The 18,224-nt window shown below is 42.7% G+C and carries 19 protein-coding genes, 1 tRNA gene and 1 riboswitch; of the genes, 6 read left to right on the forward strand and 14 right to left on the reverse strand.

What is annotated here, in order from left to right:
• Nucleotides 1-2 precede the first annotated feature (2 nt).
• Together V7783_RS15395 and orn are read right to left on the reverse strand one after the other, a co-directional pair.
• Nucleotides 3-78 (reverse strand) — tRNA-Gly (locus V7783_RS15395).
• A gap of 162 nt (nucleotides 79-240) precedes the next feature.
• A complete protein-coding gene (orn, locus tag V7783_RS15400) occupies nucleotides 241-786 on the reverse strand; it encodes an oligoribonuclease (RefSeq protein ID WP_335679463.1) in 546 nt (181 codons plus the stop codon).
• A 122-nt stretch (nucleotides 787-908) separates the two neighbouring features.
• Between orn and rsgA the strand changes: the two genes are divergently transcribed.
• Both rsgA and asd read left to right on the forward strand, forming a co-directional pair.
• The gene (rsgA, locus tag V7783_RS15405; protein WP_335679464.1) at nucleotides 909-1,967 is read left to right on the forward strand and encodes a small ribosomal subunit biogenesis GTPase RsgA; all 1,059 of its coding nucleotides are present in this window, start codon (nucleotides 909-911) and stop codon (nucleotides 1,965-1,967) included.
• 15 nt (nucleotides 1,968-1,982) lie between these two features.
• The gene (gene asd, locus V7783_RS15410; RefSeq protein WP_335679465.1) at nucleotides 1,983-2,849 is read left to right on the forward strand and encodes an archaetidylserine decarboxylase; all 867 of its coding nucleotides are present in this window, start codon (nucleotides 1,983-1,985) and stop codon (nucleotides 2,847-2,849) included.
• A gap of 57 nt (nucleotides 2,850-2,906) precedes the next feature.
• On the opposite strand, the gene V7783_RS15415 is transcribed toward asd, so the two are convergent.
• The 8 genes from V7783_RS15415 to V7783_RS15450 form a co-directional block, all read right to left on the reverse strand.
• The gene (locus tag V7783_RS15415; RefSeq protein ID WP_335679466.1) at nucleotides 2,907-3,665 is read right to left on the reverse strand and encodes a HesA/MoeB/ThiF family protein; all 759 of its coding nucleotides are present in this window, start codon (nucleotides 3,663-3,665) and stop codon (nucleotides 2,907-2,909) included.
• Nucleotides 3,666-3,668: 3 nt separating this feature from the next.
• Nucleotides 3,669-5,198 (reverse strand): thiamine phosphate synthase, encoded by a 1,530-nt coding sequence (gene thiE, locus V7783_RS15420; RefSeq protein WP_335679467.1) that lies wholly within the window; start codon nucleotides 5,196-5,198, stop codon nucleotides 3,669-3,671.
• A 13-nt stretch (nucleotides 5,199-5,211) separates the two neighbouring features.
• Complete coding sequence (locus V7783_RS15425) at nucleotides 5,212-6,030, reverse strand: thiazole synthase (RefSeq protein WP_335679468.1); 819 nt, start codon at nucleotides 6,028-6,030, stop codon at nucleotides 5,212-5,214.
• A 1-nt stretch (nucleotide 6,031) separates the two neighbouring features.
• Nucleotides 6,032-6,229 (reverse strand): sulfur carrier protein ThiS, encoded by a 198-nt coding sequence (gene thiS, locus V7783_RS15430; protein WP_335679469.1) that lies wholly within the window; start codon nucleotides 6,227-6,229, stop codon nucleotides 6,032-6,034.
• A gap of 44 nt (nucleotides 6,230-6,273) precedes the next feature.
• A complete protein-coding gene (locus tag V7783_RS15435) occupies nucleotides 6,274-7,275 on the reverse strand; it encodes an FAD-dependent oxidoreductase (protein WP_335679470.1) in 1,002 nt (333 codons plus the stop codon).
• Between the two features lie 84 nt (nucleotides 7,276-7,359).
• Nucleotides 7,360-9,312: a phosphomethylpyrimidine synthase ThiC gene (gene thiC / locus V7783_RS15440; protein ID WP_335679471.1), complete on the reverse strand. Its 1,953-nt coding sequence runs from the start codon at nucleotides 9,310-9,312 to the stop codon at nucleotides 7,360-7,362.
• Between the two features lie 153 nt (nucleotides 9,313-9,465).
• A riboswitch (TPP riboswitch) is annotated at nucleotides 9,466-9,576 on the reverse strand.
• Between the two features lie 56 nt (nucleotides 9,577-9,632).
• Entirely contained in the window at nucleotides 9,633-10,034 is a 402-nt protein-coding gene (locus tag V7783_RS15445) for an META domain-containing protein (protein ID WP_064668762.1), read from the reverse strand.
• Between the two features lie 114 nt (nucleotides 10,035-10,148).
• Nucleotides 10,149-10,544, reverse strand: coding sequence for an acyl-CoA thioesterase (locus V7783_RS15450; protein WP_335679472.1), 396 nt, complete (start codon nucleotides 10,542-10,544; stop codon nucleotides 10,149-10,151).
• Nucleotides 10,545-10,664: 120 nt separating this feature from the next.
• On the opposite strand from V7783_RS15450, the gene V7783_RS15455 reads away from it, so the two are divergent.
• Nucleotides 10,665-12,758: a TonB-dependent receptor gene (locus V7783_RS15455; RefSeq protein ID WP_335679482.1), complete on the forward strand. Its 2,094-nt coding sequence runs from the start codon at nucleotides 10,665-10,667 to the stop codon at nucleotides 12,756-12,758.
• Nucleotides 12,759-12,851: 93 nt separating this feature from the next.
• Here V7783_RS15455 and epmA read toward each other — a convergent pair whose 3' ends face one another.
• Nucleotides 12,852-13,826: an elongation factor P--(R)-beta-lysine ligase gene (epmA, locus tag V7783_RS15460; RefSeq protein ID WP_335679473.1), complete on the reverse strand. Its 975-nt coding sequence runs from the start codon at nucleotides 13,824-13,826 to the stop codon at nucleotides 12,852-12,854.
• A gap of 57 nt (nucleotides 13,827-13,883) precedes the next feature.
• Nucleotides 13,884-14,450, reverse strand: a complete 567-nt coding sequence (gene efp / locus V7783_RS15465; RefSeq protein ID WP_244390159.1) for an elongation factor P — start codon at nucleotides 14,448-14,450, stop codon at nucleotides 13,884-13,886.
• A gap of 42 nt (nucleotides 14,451-14,492) precedes the next feature.
• Here efp and epmB point away from each other — a divergent pair, with 42 nt between their 5' ends.
• Nucleotides 14,493-15,506 (forward strand): EF-P beta-lysylation protein EpmB, encoded by a 1,014-nt coding sequence (epmB, locus tag V7783_RS15470; RefSeq protein WP_335679475.1) that lies wholly within the window; start codon nucleotides 14,493-14,495, stop codon nucleotides 15,504-15,506.
• Between the two features lie 15 nt (nucleotides 15,507-15,521).
• Here epmB and V7783_RS15475 read toward each other — a convergent pair whose 3' ends face one another.
• Nucleotides 15,522-15,731, reverse strand: coding sequence for a hypothetical protein (locus V7783_RS15475; RefSeq protein ID WP_064668757.1), 210 nt, complete (start codon nucleotides 15,729-15,731; stop codon nucleotides 15,522-15,524).
• Nucleotides 15,732-15,802: 71 nt separating this feature from the next.
• On the opposite strand from V7783_RS15475, the gene V7783_RS15480 reads away from it, so the two are divergent.
• Nucleotides 15,803-16,093 carry a prephenate dehydrogenase gene (locus V7783_RS15480; RefSeq protein WP_335679476.1) on the forward strand — a complete coding sequence of 97 codons (291 nt, stop codon included), beginning with the start codon at nucleotides 15,803-15,805 and terminating at the stop codon, nucleotides 16,091-16,093.
• 49 nt (nucleotides 16,094-16,142) lie between these two features.
• On the opposite strand, the gene V7783_RS15485 is transcribed toward V7783_RS15480, so the two are convergent.
• Nucleotides 16,143-16,640 carry a DUF3016 domain-containing protein gene (locus tag V7783_RS15485; protein ID WP_335679477.1) on the reverse strand — a complete coding sequence of 166 codons (498 nt, stop codon included), beginning with the start codon at nucleotides 16,638-16,640 and terminating at the stop codon, nucleotides 16,143-16,145.
• Nucleotides 16,641-16,868: 228 nt separating this feature from the next.
• Between V7783_RS15485 and galE the strand changes: the two genes are divergently transcribed.
• Entirely contained in the window at nucleotides 16,869-17,882 is a 1,014-nt protein-coding gene (galE, locus tag V7783_RS15490) for a UDP-glucose 4-epimerase GalE (RefSeq protein ID WP_335679478.1), read from the forward strand.
• Nucleotides 17,883-18,224 lie beyond the last annotated feature (342 nt).

Consider the following 18,224-nt stretch of genomic DNA (forward strand, 5'->3'; position numbering starts at 1 on the left):
ATTGGAGCGGCACACGAGGCTCGAACTCGTGACCTCGACCTTGGCAAGGTCGCGCTCTACCAACTGAGCTAGTGCCGCATTTCTAGGTTCTAGGTTCTAGGTTCTATCAATATTAAACCTTGTTCCTTTTACCTTTTTTCTTGAATCTTTAACCTGCACTCAAACACACTAACCCCGCGGGGGTTATCGTCTTAAGCGGGGCAGGATTCTACAATAATCCAATGTGTTTGCAAGTGTTTTTTACAAATTAAAGAATTTTTCTTGGTAGACTTTTAATTCCATGATGGAATCTTTAATGTCGTCCAAAGCAAGGTGTGAGCCTTTTTTATTCACTTGCGCTAAGACTTCTGGTTTCCAGCGTCGTGCAAGCTCTTTAATTGTGCTGACATCTAAATTACGATAATGGAAGTAATCTTCCAGCTCACGCATGTATTTATTCATAAAGCGTCTATCTTGGCCTATTGAATTACCGCACATAGGTGAAGCGCCCTCAGGAACCCATTGCTTTAAAAATGCCAACGTCTGCTCAACAGCATCTTGCTCTGTGAACGTGCTTGCTTTACAGCGGGCGGTTAACCCTGACTGGCCATGTTGATTGGTACACCATTCATCCATGCCATTAAGTAGCTCATCGCTTTGATGAATAGCAATAGTCGGCCCTTCAGCCAAGATGTTTAACTCACTGTCGGTGACAACAGTGGCAATTTCGAGTATTTTATCTGTGGCTGGTTCAAGACCTGTCATTTCAAGGTCGAGCCAGATAAGATTTGATTTATGAAAAGACATAATTACCTAAGCGGTACTTTCCTTTAGATCCAACGCATTTAGTTATATCATATTAGTATCATCAGTCGACCTAAAGCTTTTTTTTCAAAAAGCACGACATTTAACTAAGTTATAGGCCAAAAGTGGCAAAACAGAAGAAATTAAGTAAAGGCCAATCCCGCCGGATCAAGGCCAATCACCAAAAGCGCTTGTCTAACGCTGATACTGCCTCATCTAAAGGTACATCTGCGCAATGGCAAACTGACAATTTAGGCGCCGCTGAAAATGCGGTGGTGATCAGTCGGTTTGGTCAACATGCTGACATAGAAACCGATAACGGCGATGTATTACGTTGTAATATTCGCCGTACCGTCAAAGGTATTGTCTGTGGTGACGAAGTACAATTTCGTCGCGCTAAAGTCAGTGAGGGTGATTTAGCAGGTGTAATTGAAGCGATGCACGATCGTCGCTCGCAGTTAACACGTCCTGATTTTTACGATGGTGTAAAAGTCATTGCTGCTAACATAGATCAAATTCTAATGGTGTCAGCAGTACTACCAGAGTTTACGCCTAGTATTATCGACCGTTATTTAATTGCCTGTGAAGACATGGGCATAGAGCCTATTTTAGTACTTAATAAAATAGACTTGATTGACGAACAAGGCTTAGCAGCCATTAACCAAGTACTTGATATTTACCGTAAGCTTGATTATCAGGTTTTATTAGTAAGTAATAAAAGCGGTTACGGCATTGACGCGCTAAAAGAAACGTTAGTTGATAAGAACAGTATTTTTGTTGGTCAAAGTGGGGTCGGTAAATCGACCTTAGTGAATACCGTTTTACCTGATGCTGAAATACTCACTAAAGAGGTCTCTGAAAACAGCGGTCTTGGCCAGCACACCACAACGGTGTCACGATTACATCACCTCCCTTCAGGTGGTAATTTAATTGACTCCCCAGGTATTCGTGAGTTTGGTTTATGGCACTTAGATGTTGAACGTGTGACTTGGTGCTTTAAAGAATTTCGTGAGTTTATCGGTGGTTGTCGCTTTCGAGACTGTAAGCATTTAAACGATCCTGGTTGTATAATTCGCCAAGCAGTTGATGACGGTGATATTTCGCAACTACGTTTTGATAGTTACCACAGAATTTTAGAAACAATGGCCGATGGCCGTGCCGGAGCTCGTGCTCCGCGCGTATAAATTAGGAAGAAATCAGTGAGTTTAGATAAATTCAAAATCGCAATGCAATACGCAATGCCAAAACACTTTGTATCGCGCATGGTAGGTAAATTAGCCGCAGCAAAAGCCGGTGCATTAACCACTACCTTGATCAAATTATTTATTAAACAATACAAAATAGATATGAGTGAAGCGCAATATAGCGACCCCGCTCATTATAAAACCTTTAATGAATTTTTTACTCGTCCATTAAAAGACGGTGTGCGTCCATTAACAACAGAGAGTGACATAATTGCACATCCGGTTGATGGTGCTATTAGCCAGTTAGGCCCAATTGTTGAAGGTCAGCTTATTCAAGCTAAAGGTCACAACTACAGCTTACAAGCACTGCTTGGTGGCTCAGAGCAAGATACTGCGCCGTTTTTAGGTGGTGACTTTGCAACTATTTATTTGGCACCAAAAGACTATCATCGCATTCATATGCCAATTGATGGCACCTTGAGCAAAATGATTTATGTACCGGGTGATTTGTTTTCTGTAAATCCGCTTACCGCGCAAAATGTGCCGAATTTGTTTGCACGAAATGAACGTGTTGTAGCGATTTTTGACACTGAAATTGGCCCGCTTGCCATGGTATTAGTGGGCGCAACGATTGTAGCGAGCATCGAAACAATTTGGGCTGGTACCGTTACACCACCAGCAGGTAAAGATGTGTTTAGCTGGAACTACAAAACCTCAGGTGAAAACGCCATTACCTTGAAAAAAGGTGAAGAGATGGGTCGCTTTAAGCTTGGCTCGACGGTTATTTTAGCTTGGGGTGCAGATAAAGCAGACATCCTTGATGATCAAAAACCAGGTACTGTGACTCGCATGGGCACACCGTTCGCTAAGATTGATGATTGATCAATAATTAAGTTTACTAAAAACGCGGTAATAACCCTGTCATGCCGCGTTTTTTATTTAATCACTTTCCCCAGCACACTCCGAACACTCGGGCGCTTTCGTTAATTGAAACTGCTGCTGTGTTAAAGTTAGTCCATCAAAACGTATAAACTGACTACCCAGGTGGTGACCAAGCACAATATTAACCGCCAATAGTGCCTGCATTGAACCTATCACACCTAACAACGGACTTAGCACGCCTGCATTACTGCAATTTAGCGTTTGCTGTTGTGGTTGTTTGCCAAATAAACAACCGTAACAAGGGCTTTGAGGCTGGCGAAAATCAAAACACATCAGCTGCCCTTCGCTCGCAATTGCCGCCCCTGACACAAGCGGGATCCCTAACGCTAAGCATTGCTGATTCACCACATAGCGCGTGCTAAAGTTATCGCTGCAATCAAGTACTAAGGTTGCGCCAGAAAACATTTGCAAGGCATTATCAGCGCTTAGCTTGGCGCTTACTGTGTTGATCTTGATTTGATTATTTAAGCTGGCTAATACTTTTCCCGCAGCGCTGACCTTATCTTGCCCTAAATGATTTACTTTATAGAGCACTTGGCGCTGTAAGTTTGAAAGCTCAACTTTGTCGTCATCTAACAAGGTTAATTCGCCAACACCAGCGGCAGCTAAATACAGCAACGCAGGGCTACCTAAACCACCCGCGCCAACGACCACAATATGGGCCGCTTTTAATTTTAACTGCCCTTCAAGCCCTACTTCTTTGAGCATTAAATGACGGCTATAACGCAGCTGTTCTTTGTCTGATAACTCAACCATTATTTAATGACCTATAGCGCTTTGTAGATCAAAGATAGCTTTTTGGTAATCATCACTTTCTGTAATAGCTCTGACCACTGCAACACTACCCACTCCCGTTGCCGCAACCTCACTGGCACGCGCTAAATCAATACCACCAATGGCTACGGTTGGGTAATCTTGCATTAACGGCACAAAGTGTTTTAGTTTTTCAAGGCCTTGAATTTGCCCAGTCATATCTTTAGTCGTGGTTGGGTAAATAGCGCCAAACGCCATATAACTCGGGCGGTAATTATGAGCGCGTAGCATTTCATAAAACCCATGAGTTGAAAGCCCTAATCGCATGCCGGACTCTTTAATAGCGACTAAGTTAGCGTTAAGCAAATCTTCTTGCCCTAAATGTACGCCATAAGCGCCATGCTTAATGGCTAATTGCCAATGATCATTGATATACACATTACCATCGTACTTTTGACCAAGCGTAACAGCTGCGGCAACTGCGTGTTCAAGTTCCTCATCACTGCCATTTTTCATTCTAAGCTGCACGGTTTTAATCCCTTGCGCTAAGCACTTTTCTAGCCAGTCGAGGGTATCAACCACTGCATACAAACCAAGCAATTTACTTTCACATTCAGTAAAGCCTGCCGCCATTGTAAATTCGTTTACTGGCTCAAAATCTAGTTCGTCACCAAGCCAACTGCCCGCTTCTATTACTTGTGGGTAATCGGCAAGGTTTTCTGGAAAGCTTGTTTGTGCCACAGGGCCAATCCCTTCACCATAACGAACCGCTGCTTTTAAACCTTGGTTGATATAGGCTTTGGCTAAAATAAAAGCATCTTTTAATGGATAACCTTTCGCTAAGCAAGCAGCAATCACCGATGCCATACTACAACCAGTACCGTGGCTATGCGGGGTTTGAATTTTTTCATTACCGAGCCAATATTCATTCCCTTCATTGATGCAGCCATCTATACAATAATCAATGCAATAACCACTCGGGTAATCCCAATGACCGCCTTTGATCACCACCGCTTTAGCGCCCCAACTTTGTAATTTGGCTGCGGCTTCTTTTACAGCACTAGGACCAATTAAATACACACCGGTTAATAACTGAGTTTCATGGGTATTCGGAGTGATCACATCCACCAGCGGTAATAAACATTCTTTAATGGCACTCACAGTATCTTCTTCGGTAAGTAAGTCACCACTGCTGGCAATTGCCACCGGATCGTATACAACCAAAGGCGCAACTGGCCAAGTGGCTTTGTAATGTTTTAGGTGCTCACTGATCAATTGAATTTGCTGCACATTGGCCAGCATACCAATTTTGATAACACGGGCTTTCATGTCGCTTTCAAGAGCGAGTAATTGCGATTCAATAACCTCGGTTGAAATCGGGTTTAGCGCTTCAACCCCTAAGCTATTTTGCGCAGTCAATGCGGTGATGGCTGTACAACCATGCACGCCAAAGCTTTGCATCGCTTTAATATCCGCCTGAATACCTGCACCACCGCCAGAGTCAGAGCCAGCAATTGTCCAAACAACATGATTCATAGTTACGTATTTCCTAATTTTTATTCTTAATACCAAGTTCTTGATGCCAAAAAGGCATACCCATAGTGGGCGTAGATGGCGCAGCAACGTCTTTTTCTGGCATCGCCTTCGCTCGGTAAGCAAAACGACCCGCATCAACGGCTGCTTTAAATGCATGACTCATGGTAACAGGGCAGCCTGCACCTGCAATAGCTGAATTCAATAACACCGCATCATAACCTAATTCAAGCGCTTGGCAGGCATGTGATGGTAAACCAAGGCCAGCATCAACAATCAATGTGGTATTGGGTAAACGCTCCCGAATAGTTTTTAAGTTATATTGATTTAATAGTCCTTTACCTGTGCCAATCGGTGCGCCCCACGGCATTAGCACTTCACATCCAGCATCAGCCAAACGTTGGCATAGTACTAAATCATCGGTGCAATACGGTAATACCTTAAAACCCTCGGCTAACAGTATTTTAGTTGCCTCAAGCAATGCAAACGGATCTGGCTGTAGGTTATATTCATCGCCGATCAACTCTAGCTTGATCCAATCAGTGGCAAACACTTCGCGGCACATTTGCGCGAGCGTGACGGCCTCCTTAACACTATGACAACCCGCTGTATTGGGTAAGATTTTTAGCCCAGTATCTTTAATTAATTGCCAAAAATCATCCCCTGCGGCAGCGCTTTGTTGGCGTCGTAATGACACAGTCACCACCTGCGCACCCGAGGCGACAATCGAGTCTGCCATAATAGCTGGTGACGGATACAATGCAGAGCCAATTAATAAGCGACTAGTTAACTGCTCACCATAAATACTAAAACTATCTGATATTACGCTACTCACATTAGCCACCTTGAATAGGTGATAGTAATTCAATGCTATCGCCTTCGTTAAGTAAGTGTGTATCGCACTGACTACGCGGGATAAATTGGCCATTAACCGCAACCGCAAAAGGCTCCTTTACAGCAAACTCGCGCAACGCTTGGGTTAAATTGGCGCTATGTACCAACTCAAAATTTTCACCATTAATTGTTACTTTCATACTTACTTTCATACTTATTTTTATACTTACTTTAATAGTAAGCCTTATTTTATCCGTGCCACGGCATCGGCCACTAAACTCGGCGCAAGCAAATAGCCATGACGGTACAAACCATTAATACTGATCACCTGCTGTTGCTGTGTTACTTGTGGGCGATTATCACTAAAAGCAGGACGCAGGCCGGTTTGAATACTCAACACTCGAGCTTCAGCAAAACCACTATGTACTGTGTACGCTGCCGACAACAACTCAAGGGTTGAACGTACCGTTGCAGGGCCATTATCTTGTGATTCGATTTCAGTTGCCCCAATCACATACTGATGATTAGGTTTAGGCGCGATATAGATTGGGTAGCGAGGATGCATTAGCCGCACCGGACGCGTTAAATTAACCTCAGGGGCGTACAAACGCACCACCTCGCCACGCACTCCTCGTAACTTACACACCGGACTTTTAGCACCAAGACCTCGACAATCAATAATATAATCAAATGACTGCAGTAATCTTGCAGAGCCTACATCGACCTTTTGTGCAAATTTAAAACTCACATTACGCTGCTTCAGCGTCTTAAAGCTCGCTTGATAAAAAGCCTGATTATCAATTTGCCCTTCGCAAGGTAAATACACCCCTTGATTAAAGCGCCCTGCAAGCTCCGGTTCTAATTCACTGATTTGCGAACCCGTTAATTGATGCCCATGATGGCCAGCCAAAGGTTTTAAGCGCTGCATAAAGCTTTGCAAATCCCCCTTATCTTGCTGATGAGCCACCACTAAAGAACCTTGCTGTTGAAAAAACACTTCATCGTCAAGCTGCGCTAAAATACTTGGCCAACGCGCGATCGAATCAAGTCCCAATAAGGCTAAGTCTTGTTCACATAATACCGATTCAGCCAAAGGCGCAAGCATCGCCGCCGCCACTCTTCCTGCACTATCAAGCGCTTGTTCGTCACCCGCTTCATAAACAGTAACATTATGCTTTAAGCTCAGCTCAAGCGCCGCTAAGCGCCCAGTTAAACCAAACCCCACCACCGCAATGTTGTAAGACATAAGAATCCTCTGAGCCTTAAGCTATAAGCTATAAGTCATAAGCAACCTTGCTTACAACTTAAAGCTTATTACTTACTACTAATTTTAAACCGCTTTATGATAAATCTCTGAGCCGGTTTGTTTAAACTCGGCTGATTTAGCTTGCATTTCGGCTTCAACATCGACCATTTTGATCTCAATCGCATCGCCTACGTTGTTGGGATCTATACCTCTGGCTTCAAGATCTTTGGCGTATTCTCGCACTTCTTGGGTTATTTTCATCGAACAGAATTTTGGCCCACACATAGAACAAAAATGCGCTACTTTGCCAGATTCTTGTGGCAATGTTTCATCGTGGTATTCACGAGCACGAACAGGGTCTAAACCAATATTAAATTGGTCATGCCAGCGAAACTCAAAACGTGCTTTTGATAAGGCATTATCACGCTCTTGCGCGCCTGGGTGACCTTTCGCTAAATCGGCAGCATGAGCGGCAATTTTGTAGGTGATCAAACCTTCTTTAACGTCTTCTTTATTTGGTAAACCTAAGTGCTCTTTTGGTGTTACGTAACAAAGCATGGCACAGCCATACCAAGCAATTTGCGCCGCACCTATCCCTGAAGTGATATGGTCATAACCTGGCGCGATATCGGTAGTAAGTGGCCCAAGCGTATAAAAAGGAGCTTCATCACAATGCTTAAGTTGCTCTTCCATATTGGCTTTGATCATATGCATCGGCACATGTCCTGGGCCTTCAATGAACACTTGTACGTCGTGTTTCCAGGCTATTTTGGTAAGTTCACCGAGAGTACGTAATTCGCTAAATTGCGCTTCATCGTTAGCATCTGCAATTGAGCCTGGACGCAGTCCATCGCCCAATGAAAAACACACATCGTATTGCTTTAAAATTTCGCAAATATCTTCAAAGTGAGTGTATAAAAAGTTTTCTTTATGATGCGCTAAACACCATTTCGCCATGATTGAACCACCGCGCGACACAATACCCGTAACGCGTTTAGCGGTCATTGGTACATAACGCAATAACACACCAGCATGAATAGTAAAGTAATCAACACCCTGCTCAGCTTGCTCAATCAAGGTATCGCGGAAAATCTCCCAAGTAAGGTCTTCAGCAACGCCATTTACTTTTTCAAGCGCTTGATAAATTGGCACAGTACCAATTGGCACTGGTGAGTTACGCACCACCCATTCACGGGTTTCATGAATATAACGGCCCGTTGATAAATCCATTACCGTGTCAGCACCCCAACGGGTTGACCAGACCATTTTTTCAACTTCTTCTTCAATTGATGAACTCACCGACGAGTTACCAATATTGGCGTTAACTTTGACTAAAAAGTTACGGCCAACAATCATTGGCTCAGTTTCAGGGTGATTGATATTGTTTGGTAAAATCGCACGACCGCGGGCAATTTCATCGCGGACAAATTCAGGGGTAATAAATTCAGGAATACTTGCGCCAAAAGACTCACCTTGGTGCTGCTGCGCTAATAACTCTTGTTGAAGTTTCGCACGGCCCATATTCTCGCGAATTGCAACATATTCCATTTCTGGAGTAATAATACCTTGGCGAGCATAATGCATTTGCGTGACATTTTTCCCCGCTTTAGCACGACGAATTTTAGGTAAATGCTCAAAGCGAATATGATCTAAGCCTTCATCGGCCATGCGTTGCTGGGAAAACTGTGAGGTCACAGATTCTAAAACTTCAGTATCGCCGCGGCTTTCAATCCACTGCTCACGGTATTTATCCAGCCCTTTACGCACATCTAAATTAAAATCAGGATCTGTGTATGGTCCAGACGTATCATAAACACGCAGTGGCGCATTTGATTCATACACTGGGTTTTCTTCGCTGCCACCAATAAAGGTATCGCTTAGGGTGATTTCACGCATACCAACGCGCACATTATCATGTGTACCTTGTACGTAAACTTTATGTGAACTTGGGAACGGTTGCCCAGTCAGGTTATAAATGTAATCTGATGCAGCCGCACGGGTTTCGCGGCGAGACGGTTTATTTGTTGTGTTTGACATGACTTACCTCATTGCTAAAAGGGTTGTCTTGTCAGATATTGCTGTGCAATAGAGAGTAGCAGATGCTACATGGATCGTAGGTGGGTATTACAAAAAAGCACTACCAACCTTGGCAGCCACAGTATTTGTGCCCAAAACTGGCGCACAAGCACCTGTTTTAGGCAGCTTGTTCCCTACGCAGGTGTTAGCCTGATCAGGTTCACGGATCCCGCTTTCGCGATCTCAGCCTTTGAGTTTAAACTCAAGGCACTCCGACAAGTAAAAATTCTATATATTGTTCGCTGACGAGTGTACGTTAGTTACACGCTTGCTGCAAGAGCTCAGCCTGCTGGAATAAACGCAAATGTTTGCTCGCCATTTAACACCAGTTGTTGATCTTGAATTTGCAGTGGCACGCCTTGCTTTAACGCATTTAAAAACTGCTGTTCAAACTCATCCAACTCATCACCGCATGATTTACGGGTCATCCCTAGCTTATTCACTGTTAGATGACTGTCATCCAATTGGCCTTCGCCAAAAAACTTATTACAACCGGCAAAACCATTGACTTGCAAAGCTTCAATAAAACTCAATGAGGCAGAATAAGATGCCGGGATCGCTAAACCATCAACTCGTGATAGTTGCCACTTGGTGTATTTCAATTGCTCACTAGTGACGTTCCCTGTCGATGAGCAGCCTACACATAAACCGATTATAAGCATCGGTATTGCTGCTAATTTCATGTGATTACTAACCTAAAACTCAATCGCATTATGATAACAACAAATAACCATTTATACCGTTAAAAATGCATGTTTTTAATGTAAAAAATTGTTCTAAGATAGTAAAAAAGATGCCTATTGGGCTTGAAATAGCTGATCAATCTGCGCTGGTAAGAATGGTCGCCCTCGCTCATTCACTGATGTGCCAACCACCAATGCCTTTAACATTACTTTTTCGTCATGCTTTCGTACTATGGTTTGTCGAAAGCCAAACTTTAAGCGACTTATGCGCTCAGGCTCAACAGCAACGTAAAACTCATCGCCTGGGACCAGTGACTGCTTGTAATCCATTTCGCTGCGCATCACAACAAGGTTAATTTTATCGCGGGCAAGCTGAGCAAAATCAACCCCGTTGGCATGCAAAAATTCATGGCGTGCGTGCTCTAGGTAGTTAAAGTACACACTATTATTTACAATACCTTGTAGGTCACATTCATAATCACGCACTTTAAAGTCAACTTTAAAGGTCATATTTGTATTCCTTATTATGTATACTGTGCGCGTTTATAGCACATTAATATATCGAGTATCACGACTTTAATAAGAATAGTTGCTATCATGCAAGTCCCTGAAATGGAGTTAAGTAACCGAATGAAACTACGCTTGTCTTTAATTACTGCCGCGCTTTTACCATTAGTCAGCGCCCCAGCTTTTGCTGATGATTCTGAACTTGAAAAAATACTCGTTACTGGGGATTTTCAAAAAGAAAGTATTCAAACCCTCAGCGCCAGCGCTAGCTTATTTAGCGATCGTGAAATTAATGAGCGTGGTGCTAGTTTTCTTGATGAAATGCTTGCCAGTGCCGCCAATGTAAACTTTACCTCAGGCGCGTCGCGTGGCCGCTATATTCAAATTCGTGGGGTTGGTCTACGCTCGCAGTTTGTGGATCCAATCAACCCATCTGTTGGTTTAGTGATTGATGGCATTAATTATTCAGGCCTTGGCGGCAGTTCACTGTTATTTGATGTTAACCAAGTTGAAATATACCGCGGCCCACAAGGCACACGCTTTGGTGCAGACGGCATGGCGGGTATGATCCAAATGGAATCAGCCGATCCAAGCTTTGAGCCAAGTTTAAAAGTACAACTGGGCGCAGGTAACTACAATAGTTATGAAGCGGGTGTTGCCGCAGGTATTGGTATTACAGATAGCACCGCAGTACGCGCCAGTATTTACCAGCGCGAATCTGACGGTTATCAAGATAATTTATACCTTGATAAACCAACACAACAACAAGACGAAATGGTTGGCCGCTTTAAACTTCATAGCCAACTTACCGATCACTTGCGCTCTGAATTAAGCGTTCACTATATTGATATCAACAACGGCTATGATGCATTTACTCTAGATAACAGCCGCAATAGCGTAGCTGATGAACCAGGCCAAGATAACCAAGAAAGTATTGCCGTAGGCCTTGCCAATATATACACCGGCTTTGATTGGTTTGATGTCAATCTTAACCTATCAGGTATTGATAGTGAGCTAGTTTACAGCTTTGATGAAGATTGGGTATGTAATGATATTAACCAGCCACAGTTATGCGCTGCCGGACTACATCCAGATGGTTATAGTTCAACCGATGTGTACTTGCGTGATCGTCAAGACCAAGCTGCAGAGCTGCAATTTAATGGTAAAGGCGGCAACTGGGTTGTGGGGCTTTATTATCAAGACCGTGAAGTTGATTTAGAACGCCAATATACATGGCTTGCAAATCCATTTGCTTCAAACTATCAAACTAGCAATAGCGCTATTTATGGTCAACTCGCAACGCCGATTGGTAATAAGACCACCTTAATCACAGGCTTGCGAGTTGAGCAATACCAAGGTGACTACACTGATAATAACGGCTTTATCGAAGAAACTGACGATGTCATGGTCGGTGGTAAACTAGCACTTGAATACCAAGTGATTGACCGTACTATGATCTACACCAGTTTAACCCGTGGCTATAAAGCCGGTGGCATTAACTCCGAAGCACTCGCAAAAGCTAAAGATGATGGTTTAAACCTTGATGCCGATTTTTTCCAAAATCATGTTAGTTTTGCACCAGAATATTTGTGGAGCGGTGAGTTTGGTGTGAAAGGCAGCTCTCTCGATGACAAGTTTGTCCTGCGCTTAGCGGCATTTTATATGTACCGTGAAGACATGCAATTAAAAGCATGGAAAGTAGAAAACCAAAAATTTACCGGTTATGTTGATAACGCCAGCTCAGGTGAAAATTACGGTCTTGAAATAGAAGGGAGTTACCAGTTAACAGACGATTTAGTTTTCACTGGTAGTGCCGGTTATTTAGATACCAAAATTAATGACTTTATTGCGCAGTCAGGTCTTGATCAAGATGGTCGTGAACAATCACAAGCCCCTAAATACCAATATGCATTTACAGCGCGCTATAACTTCACAAATGAGCTATATGCCACTGTGGGTATTGAAGGCAAAGACGATTATTACTTCTCGGATAGTCATAACTCACAAGCACCGAGCGTTAATTTAGTTAACTTCAGTGCGGGCTATGAAGCAGAGCAGTGGTCAATCCGCGCATGGGCACGTAACGTGTTTGACGAAGAAGTACCCACGCGTGGTTTTGAGTTTGGTAACGACCCAGCTGATGGTTATGCTACTCACACCTACACACAATTTGGCGAACCTATGGTCGCCGGTGTGACATTTATTTACGAGTTATAAAAACGAGTTTCAAGGGACAAGTTCCAAGGTAAAAGCTAAATTACTTTTACCTTCCCTTGAACCTTGAACCTTGAACCTTGAATCTTGAACCTTTTAAGCCCTACCTACATCAAACGCGATCACTTCTTTTATCGTATGTTTTTTGGTTGCTAACATCACTAACCTATCGATGCCTAACGCCACTCCTGCACATTGCGGTAAACCATGCTCAAGGGCTGCAATTAAACGCGTGTCCATAGGCACTTGTGGCAAGTTATTAGCATCGCGGTATACGTTATCCTCAGTAAAGCGTTTAGCTTGCTCCTGTGCATTGGTAAGCTCGTTAAAGCCATTTGCCAGCTCCATGTTCTGATAGTAAAGCTCAAAGCGCCCTGCAACTCGTGAGTCGTGTTCACAAATACGTGCTAAAGCAGCTTGTGACGCCGGAAAATGATATACAAAACAGGGCTTATCTTGGCCGATTGTTGGCTCTACTTTCATGCAAAATAATAATTGCAGTAAAGTATCTCGGTGAGTTTCATGTGCGGCTATGTCAGCAAAGCCTTGCTCAATAGCGAGTTGCTGTAATTGCGCCAATGTCGCGGTCAGTGGATCAAGCCCCAAAGCCTGTTGGAATGCTTGCTGATAAGTTAATCGCTGCGCAGCAGGAACATTTAAAACTAGCTGCATTAACTCATCTATCTCATCCATCAAGGCAAACTCATCAAATCCGGGGCGATACCACTCCAGCATAGTAAATTCAGGGTTATGATGACTACCCGCTTCTTCATTACGAAACGCTTTACAAAGTTGAAAAATAGCACCGCTGCCTGCTGCTAATAATCGCTTCATGGCAAACTCAGGAGACGTTTGTAAATACAGCGGCAGGCCTTTAGCATGACCCGGCCCAACAAAAGAGGTATTAAAACTAACTAAGTGTACGTCAGTAACACTGGCCGCACTTAAGCTGGGGGTATCGACTTCCATTACTTCACGGGCATAAAAAAACTCACGGATAGTTCTTACAATACTCGCACGTTGCTGCAAGGTTGCTATTTCTGCACTAGGCATCCAAAGATCTGCTGACATATTTTCTCCAAAAAAAATCCCAGCCTAAGCTGGGATTTAATTAAGTCATGTTATTGCTTACTTAACACGGCTTACGTATTCACCACTGCGAGTATCTACTTTGATCACTTCGCCAATTTGTACGAATAATGGTACACGTACTACAGCGCCAGTGCTTAATGTAGCTGGTTTACCACCAGTACCGGCTGTATCACCTTTTAGGCCTGGATCAGTTTCAGTGATCTCAAGCTCTACAAAGTTAGGTGGGGTTACAGCAATTGGGCTGCCATTCCATAATGTAATAGTACATACATCATTTTCAACTAACCATTTGCCTGAATCACCTAGCGCTTTTTCATCTGCGGCAATTTGCTCAAAAGTTTCGTTGTTCATGAAATGCCAGAACTCACCGTCAGTGTAAAGATACGCAAGATCAGTATCCATTACATCAGCACCTTCTACTGAGTCACCTGATTTAAAGGTTTTCTCAAGTACTTTTCCAGAGATAAGCTTACGGATGCGAACACGGTTAAATGCTTGACCTTTACCAGGCTTTACCATTTCATTTTCTAAAATACTGCAAGGCTCGCCGTCCATCATAATTTTTAGGCCGCCCTTGAACTCGTTGGTGCTATAATTCGCCATCGTTTCCTCTATCTAATAATTTTTCGAGTAATCTACGTGCCAATGATACAAAGAAATGAAGCAAATTTGCATAAAAACTGGCAAAAAGAATTAGCTAATGTTGTTACTTGCCCACGCACCTTGCTAGAAATGCTAGGTTTATCAAGCATGGCCGATGAAAAAGACCTTAAAGCACGGGCTCTTTTTCCGGTTCGTGTACCTGTGCCTTTTATCAAAAAAATGCGTTATGGCGATATAAACGACCCGTTACTGCTGCAAGTCATGCCACGCCACCAAGAGTTTATCGCTAAAACAGGATTTGATAAAGATCCTTTGCAAGAACAAAACAACACGCAACCGGGGCTATTACATAAATACAAGTCGCGGGTTTTAGTGATGTTTAAAACTGGCTGTGCTGTAAATTGCAGATATTGCTTTCGTCGCCATTTTCCATACCAAGAGAACCAGCTAAATAAACGCAGCTTAATTGAAGCGCTCGATTACATAAAAGCAGATCACAATATAAATGAAGTGATTTTAAGTGGTGGCGATCCTCTGATGGCCAAAGACGATGCGATTAGTTGGTTTATGGATGAGTTGGAGCAATTACCACAAATTAAGCGCATGCGAATTCATAGCCGCTTGCCTGTGGTGATCCCCGCCCGTATTACCGATGAGTTATGCCAACGCTTAGCAAAATCGCCGCTTAAAATTGTATTTATTAATCATATCAATCACGCCAATGAAATTGACGATGAATTTAAAGCCGCGATGCAAAAGCTCAAACAAGCAGGGGTGATGTTACTTAATCAAGCTGTGATTTTAAAAGAAGTGAATGATTCAAGCCAAGCACAGGTTGCACTAAGTGAGGCATTATTTGCAGCTGACGTGCTGCCTTATTACTTATACTTATTAGATAAAGTTGCAGGAGCTAGTCACTTTGATATTGATGAATCGCAGGCACGCAAAATCATGGCTGATATGCTGCACGCATTACCAGGTTACTTAGTACCTAAACTTGTACGCGAGATTGGTGGTCAAAAAAGTAAGACCCCCATTGACCTCAAACTGATTTAATAGCGCTGTGCGCTATTAAACGTACACGTTTACATTATTACCAAGCGTTGCTGTTACAGACTTTGCTGGTGTTTGCGCTGCACTGCTAGTGCCAGCAGCTTCAATTAATGCCAGTGCTGCTGCGCCATCAGCCTTTTGCTGTTTTTTGGCCAGCGCTGCGCTGTAAACTTCACCGCTTTGTCCGGCACCACTCATGGCCGGTAGATTTCCACCTGATATATTCATAGCTCATACCTGACTTTTTAGTTCATTACCCGTATTATATCGGCAATGCAGTCGAAAGCTTTAGGAAAAAAATGGATTCAATTATTGAACAACTCAATGCCAACTTAAAAATTGTTTATCGTCAATCAGTTGATGCTGATAAAAAGTTAGATGAACTTCAACAACAAGGCCATGGTAAATTTAAGGCATTATTCCCTGCTGACGCAGGTTTTAGCTTTGAAGCAAAGCGCTTTAAGCCTTATGTGCTGGATGTTGCCGCTGATGTAGAAAACTTAAGCACGCATGGCCTAGACGAAGAAAAGCTCAAAACAACCGTTATTAAGCTACAACAAATACTGCAATTATTAGCAACTTTTAAATAGCAAAAAAGCGCTCACCATGTGAGCGCTTTTACATCCCAGTTAGATTAATTTAACTAGGGACAATTTGTGGCATTAACTCTTTATTAAACCAATCTGTAATTAAGCGTTTATCGTAATAAAACTCTTCGTCTCGGCCCATTTTAATTTTATCCATAAAGCCCATGTCTTTTAACTCAACTTTATCGCTTTCGCTCAGCACCTTGCCATCTTTATCAGTCACTGAATATTTAAACTCAATACGTGGGAAGTAAATCGGTTTAACGATACGCAGATCATTCATACCGCCAAAACGTACATCACCAGCTAAATCCAGTTCAGTCACTTCAACGTTGAATTTATAACCTTCAGGTAATTCTTCAGCCAATTTATTGAAGTGCTTTTCAAAACTTGTCGCAATATGTTTATGATATGACCCTTTAGGTTCATTTGATGGTCGCACATCACGGTAGCCATTAAAGTCTTGCCATTTAACTACAGCTTCGCCAGCATGAGCAAAAACAGGAAGTGCTACTAGCATTGCCATTGCTATTTTTTTAACTGTATTCATAACATTCTCCAATAAAGGCGTTACCCTATTTATAAGGTGCAAGATTAGCACTTTCAACTTAACTATAGCTTAATATTAATTTTCGTAATTGTTATCATTTATAGCAAAAATGTAACCAAGTACATAATTTTACCAACAACAAAAATAAATGACAGATAACACAGGCAATCAATCGCTATTTATGATGAAATTAGCTTAATTGAATAAAATTACTTTAATGGAGATAGTATGACTATTTTAGTCACAGGTGGTGCAGGCTATATTGGCTCACACACAGTTTTAGAACTACTACAGCAAGGACTGGATGTTGTCGTTATCGATAACCTAAGTAATTCATCACTAGAATCGCTCAACCGAGTAAAAAGTATAACAGCTAAAGATGCCACTTTTTATCAAGGTGATATTCTCGATAAAGTATTTTTAGACCAAGTGTTTGCTAAACACCAAATCGACAGTGTCATTCATTTTGCAGGCCTTAAAGCCGTTGGTGAATCAGTAGTCAAACCGATTGAGTATTATCAAAATAATGTACAAGGTACGCTAACCCTCGTTGATGCTATGCGTGATGCGGGTGTATTCAAGCTAGTATTTAGCTCATCTGCTACTGTTTATGGCGATCCGGCAAGCTTACCAATTCGCGAAGACTTCCCTGTAGGTGGCACTACTAACCCTTACGGCACTTCCAAACTAATGGTTGAGATGATGCTACAAGACATAGCGAAATCAGATGAGCGCTTTGCATTTGCGATTTTACGCTACTTTAACCCTGTAGGTGCACATGAGTCTGGTTTAATTGGTGAAGATCCAAATGGCATCCCAAACAATCTACTTCCTTATATCTCACAGGTTGCAGTGGGTAAGTTAAAGCAATTAGGTGTATTTGGTGATGACTACGACACCGTTGACGGCACTGGCGTTCGTGATTATATCCACGTTGTAGACTTAGCACTTGGCCACTTAAAGGCACTTAATAAAATAAACCAAGATAGCGGCGCCCATGTATACAACCTTGGCACTGGCAATGGTTATTCAGTGTTGCAAATGCTCAATGCATTTAGCAAAGCCTGTGGTAAAGAAGTTCCCTACTTGGTATCACCTCGTCGGCCGGGAGATATCGCAGCCTGCTACGCAGCCCCAGAAAAAGCCCTCAATGAGCTTGGCTGGCAAGCTGAGCGTGGGATTGATAGCATGATGCAAGATACGTGGCGCTGGCAAAGCAACAACCCAAATGGTTATAAATAAGCGCTAATGGATTAAACAAAAAACCGCTATCTTAGCGGTTTTTTTGTGTCTTGAATTAATACGAGCGAGTCGCGAGTTTGGTAATCAACCATTACAAAGCTTAAACTGTTTAAAAGAAATATATTGGGCTCTGAGGGGGTAATGGCGTTTTTTATCCGTGGGTGTCAGATACTCAACCCACGCTACGGTGCATAGATTGACGCTGTGCGGCTGATAGCTGACGGCTTAAAGCTCTAATTTTATTCCAGATAACAAAAAACCCGTCACATTGCTGTAACGGGTTTCTCTTATTTGGAGCCTGGCGATGACCTACTTTCACATAACAAATGCTACACTATCATC

The sequence above is a fragment of the Pseudoalteromonas sp. genome (assembly GCF_036960685.1).
GTDB lineage: Bacteria > Pseudomonadota > Gammaproteobacteria > Enterobacterales > Alteromonadaceae > Pseudoalteromonas.